The organism is Pseudarthrobacter albicanus (assembly GCF_018224015.1).
Lineage (GTDB): Bacteria > Actinomycetota > Actinomycetes > Actinomycetales > Micrococcaceae > Arthrobacter > Arthrobacter albicanus.
In genome coordinates this window covers 1-4,803 of sequence record NZ_JAGPOT010000149.1, presented here as the reverse complement: position 1 = coordinate 4,803, position 4,803 = coordinate 1, and the positions used below count along the sequence as shown (strand labels likewise).

General features: G+C 60.9%; 3 protein-coding genes and 1 pseudogene. All 4 read right to left on the bottom strand.

Going from position 1 to position 4,803, the window contains the following annotated elements; genetic code table 11:
- Positions 1-121 precede the first annotated feature (121 nt).
- Positions 122-2,296, bottom strand: coding sequence for a glycosyltransferase (locus J9611_RS20810; RefSeq protein ID WP_211883034.1), 2,175 nt, complete (start codon positions 2,294-2,296; stop codon positions 122-124).
- Positions 2,283-3,149, bottom strand: coding sequence for a hypothetical protein (locus J9611_RS20805; protein ID WP_211883032.1), 867 nt, complete (start codon positions 3,147-3,149; stop codon positions 2,283-2,285). Before J9611_RS20805 ends, J9611_RS20810 begins: the two co-directional genes overlap by 14 nt.
- A 20-nt stretch (positions 3,150-3,169) precedes the next feature.
- On the bottom strand, positions 3,170-4,423 hold the full coding sequence (wecC, locus tag J9611_RS20800; protein ID WP_211883030.1) for a UDP-N-acetyl-D-mannosamine dehydrogenase: 1,254 nt from the start codon (positions 4,421-4,423) through the stop codon (positions 3,170-3,172).
- A 14-nt stretch (positions 4,424-4,437) separates the two neighbouring features.
- Positions 4,438-4,803, bottom strand: a pseudogene (locus J9611_RS20795) (glycosyltransferase); the annotation flags it as partial.

The following is a 4,803-nucleotide window of genomic DNA, read 5'->3' as shown; positions in this document are numbered from 1 at the left end:
CGTCGCCTCGACGATCATGATCAAGTGATGACGACGACCGTCCGCATCAGCCCATTGGCTGATGCGGACGGTCACCTTGTCGCTTGACCCTCCGCATGGACCGGACGGGTGAGACGTGAATTCAGCTCCGAAAGATCTCCTCCAGCCACTGTTCGCCGGTGGTTCGCATATCGAACCGCCGGACGTATTCGGCAGCAGCCAGGGACTCCTCCTCATGCGCTTCCGGAGAGCTGTTGAGCGCGGAGACGAACTCTCGAACCTGGGACGTGGTCTCGCGGGTCCAGCGTTTGCTGAATATTTGATCCACGCCGGGCCTTTGCCAGAACAGCGGTATGGAACCTGACGCCATTGCCTCAGCGGGGGCAAGGTGGAAGCTTTCGTCCGAGCTGGGCGAGAGAATGTATCCGATCTTGCGCATCCAACTGGCCATATCCGGGCCGAACGGTTCGAAGACCACGGCGTCCCGAAGCGCCGGGGACTGTCCGATCCGGTCCAGGATTTCTAGGTACGCCTCCCTCTGAAGCGGCTTCTTCCACTCGTACGGATACTCCCAGGGCATTCTTCCCCGGATGTGCAGGGTGTACCTGGAGTCTTCCTCCAGTAATTCCTCCAGCAAGTCCAGCGCCCTGTCCAGGCGCTTGCGCATCGGAACAATGCCCACGAGGCCCAGCCGGAATCTGTGATCCGCTGCTTTGGGCCTGCGGAGGTCCGCCAGGTCAATTGCATTCGGAATAACCCGGAACGGAGTGCTGGTCCAACCCGTACTTTCGAGGGTGCGCTCCACGAACAGCTGCGACACGCAGATGAGGGCGTCAATGTTTTCAGCGGCCACATTCGTCAGCCAGGGACCATTGAGCTCGAACATGTGAAGACGCACAATGAGCTTCTGTCTCTGCCGTTTGTTATTCGAGTACCACACGGCGTTGGGTCCACACCACTCACAAATGATGACATCAGCCCAGTCCCTGAGCCGCTCGGACTCCTTGGCATCATGGTGATGCAGTGTTTTCCAGTGGTCGAAAGCAAGTTCGATGTCGTCCCTCATTTCGAGGACGGATACGAGCTCGCCTGCGAACTGAAGATCGTGACCGGCAATCAGCACCCTGGTCTTGTGCTTGGAGCGAGGACTGCGGACGTAGTCGCCCTCGGACCGCTCGAAGTAGGCTTTCAGCCGGCTTGCGGAGGATGAAATCGAATACTGCCGGACCCGCGAACTTACGTCCTCTTTCAACTCTGCCAGGGTTTCCCTGGCATCCAGAAGGGTGTTTACAACGCTGTCCGTCGAATCGTCGTCGACATACAGCGGGTAATCGGCGCCGAAGAGCTCCAGATGCTGGGCATTTCGGTTCACCATCGGCGGTACCCCCAGGGCAGCATATTCGAGCACCTTGGTGGAAATTTCGAGACTGGCGTCCATGCTTGCATCACGCCAGCTCAACCCGACATCGTGCCGACTGACCTCCTTTGCCGCCTCATCACGCGACATCCCTCCCGTCCAGTCGATGTAGGGCAAGGCCATGGCATCCTCCATCGTGACCGACCATGAGGGGTCTTGGGGGTCATGCTGGAATTTGTCGCCGATCATTGTCAACGCAAGGGGAAGATCGTTCTCCTCGGCCGCAGCCGGGAGTGAGCACATCTCAAGAGTGCGCCACTTCCTGGCGAACTTACCGGAATAGACGGCGCTCAATTGCGTTCCGCTGCTCGGGTAGCTTCCCCGCAGATCAAAGTATTCATCGGGCACCATCGGCGTGAGGACAAGTGTCTTACCGGCAGCTTCGGGAATCGTCGCCTCAACGTGCGAGCGGGCGGCCTCAGTCTGCACGAAGAAACGCCGGCATTGTCCGACGGTCCGTCTGAGCATCGCGAGATCGCCTTCAGAAAGTCGGGACCTGGGATGTGCGATGTCGGTGATGTAAAGCCACGATTTGGGACCAAGGACTTTGGAGTTTGCGACGTGCGCCGCTACCTGGGCGCCGCGGGCGATCACGACGTCGAACGGCCTCTCGGCGTCGAGTTGCGCCATGCGCTGGGCTGCAGTTCGAGGCTTCAGGGCCTCAACGTCCTCGGTTGCGTCGGGCTGCACGATTTCCACGCCAGGCAGGCCGGCAATCCGTTCAAGGAGCCGCGTGTTGGTGACCGCGGTCTTGAGCAGTACGCAGACCTCGGAGCCCGTCAGTGACAACGCTTCGGCCATGGAGACAAGCCAGACGGCTGAACCGTCGATGATGTTCAGGTCGACGTCTCCGTACAGGAGGATGGTCCGCGTGGACCCGGTGGTGTCAGTGCGAGCCAATGAGTGCCTCTTTTTTCATCTTGACAAAAGTTTCCAGCGAATTGAGCAGGCCAAATTTGTAGTCCTCGGTCCACTCGTTCATGGACGAACGATCCGAAAACACAACATCCGATGCAGCCTCGAAATCCCGGGTGTAGATCTCGGCCGCTCGCCGCGTTCTCACAAAATAGACGGGCATTCCTTGGGACCGGCATTCAGCCAGTGCCTGGAGGACTTCGTTTGCCAGCAAGGTCCCCGCCGCGGAATCGGCTCCGAACCAGCTTCCCGACGCGAATGCGGTGTCGTCGACGATCAGCGCGGATCCACTCCCGTTGGCGATCTGGGCGGCTATGGTGCTCGGACGCAGAGCCTCAAGCGCGTGCGCATCGCCCAAGTACCGGGACAGGTCCCCGCCGAGGATCGAGTAAATGACCCGTCCGCCCCACGGCGCCGCCGGAGGCACCCCGAGATAGCCAAGAATTTTGGACTGACGCTGCCGGTCATCCATGACAGCGGCCGCCAGTCGGCCGATTGCCCCGCCGGTCGATGGAGCCGGCCCGGGAGACACGGGCGGCTTCGCCGCCGCCGTGGCAACTCTGGTTTCCGGAGTCCGTTGAACTGACTGGGAAATTCCGCCCAACATGTCACGGAGTTCGCGGAAGCGCGAGCGGGACTTCCTGGCTTCGGTTTCCTGGACCCACCGCATACTGACCAGTTGCGATTGGGCCGTCACCGCCATGAGGGTGAACAGCCCGAGGGACAGAACCGCGAACGCCGGATGCCCGACTGAAAAGTAGAGGGATCCGGCGAGCAGCCCGGCGATCCCGCAGAGGGCCATCGCGATGACGCCCCGGCTCTTGACGGCTGTGCGCATAGTCTCAAGGAACCGGCGGATCATGAGCTGAAGACCCCTCTCGTATCGACGAGGAGCTTCCCTGCAAGGGCCTCGGGGGGTAGTGCACGAACGGCGTCATGGTCAACAAGCAGAACCACCAGTGAGGACCGGCTCACGGCTTCCTCCAGGGTTACCAGCCGGACGTTGTCCCGGCCCCGAAGGCGCTGGGGCAACTCATCGATGTGGGCCTCGGCGACGTTGATCTGCGTGGCAGGCATCGACTCCGCCATGGCTTGGGTAATTTCAACGGCGGGCGACTCACGAAGGTCGTCAATATTTGCCTTGAACGCAAGTCCCAGCACAGCGATCTCGGAATTCGCGGGCAGGTTGGCAAATGCATCATGCACCTGGTGCAAGACCCAGCGCGGCTTGTCGTCGTTGACGGTCCGTGCCGTCCTGATCAAACGTGATTCTTCCGGTGCTGCAGCCACGATGAACCAAGGATCCACTGCGATGCAGTGCCCGCCGACACCAGGTCCGGGCTGCAGGATGTTGACGCGTGGGTGGTGATTTGCCAGTCTGATCAGCTCCCAGACGTTGATGTCCGGCTTTGCACTGATGACGGAAAGTTCGTTGGCGAAGGCAATATTTACGTCGCGGTAGGCATTTTCCACCAGTTTGGCCATTTCCGCTGTTACGTCGTCGGTGACCAGTATCTCCCCCTGGCAGAACACCGAATATAGCTCCTTCGCGAGCTCGGACGCTTCGCTGGTGATGCCGCCAACAATTCTGTCGTTGGTGAGCAGCTCGATCATGACTTTGCCGGGCAGCACGCGCTCAGGGCAGTGGGCCAATAGGATCGCAGCTCTGCCGTTGGCGCCGTCCAGCGACAAGTCCGGCCGGAGCGAGATAATGTACTCCGCCAGGTGGCGGGTTGCCCCGGGTGGTGACGTCGATTCCAGGATGATCAGTTCGCCACCCTGCAGCAGGGGCGCGATGCCGCGTGCGGCTGCCTCGATGTAGCTCAGGTCAGCACGTTTGTCCGACGTGAACGGCGTTGGAACGGCGACAATGTACGCATCGGCAGCCGGCGTCTCGGTGGTGGCCTTGAGCCGGCCTTGGCTGACGGCTCCGGCAACGTGGATCTCCAGGTCTGGCTCAACAAACGGGACGCGCCCGTTGTTCACAGCGTCCACGGTCCGCTGGCTGACGTCCACGCCGATCACGTCAAGCCCGTTGGTCGCCAGGATCGCGGCCGTGGGCAGTCCGATGTACCCAAGGCCAATCACGGCGATGGTCTGGATCTTTGTCAATCTATTGTCCCCAATCAAAGAGTGATGTGCTCACGTGGATTTCCGGAAATTTGAATATTGCCGCCCGCTGCGAGTTCGTCATCCGGTGCGGCCAAGGGGTGCCCTGTCTCCATGCGAACCTGGCAGTAATTGAACCTGTCGGCTGAGTAGATGGAGGCGTTGGCTGCCGCCACTGCTGCCAGGAAGGCGGTGTCCTCGCCTCGGCTCAGCGCCTCAAAGGGGTGCGCCTCGAAGACCTCACGTCGTGCGGTGATGGTTGGTCCCATGACGCGCCGGCTGAACCGGTGCTCCTTGTGCGCAGCGCGGAGCACCGTCGCCTGGCTGGAACGGATATGCCGGTAGTGGGCCTGCTTCCCCACTACATCCGCGCCGGAGTAACT

Bases quoted from the DNA above. Each gene is read 5' to 3' on its own strand.
- J9611_RS20805 (WP_211883032.1), bottom strand. From the start codon at position 3,149: ATGCGCACAGCCGTCAAGAGCCGGGGCGTCATCGCGATGGCCCTCTGC.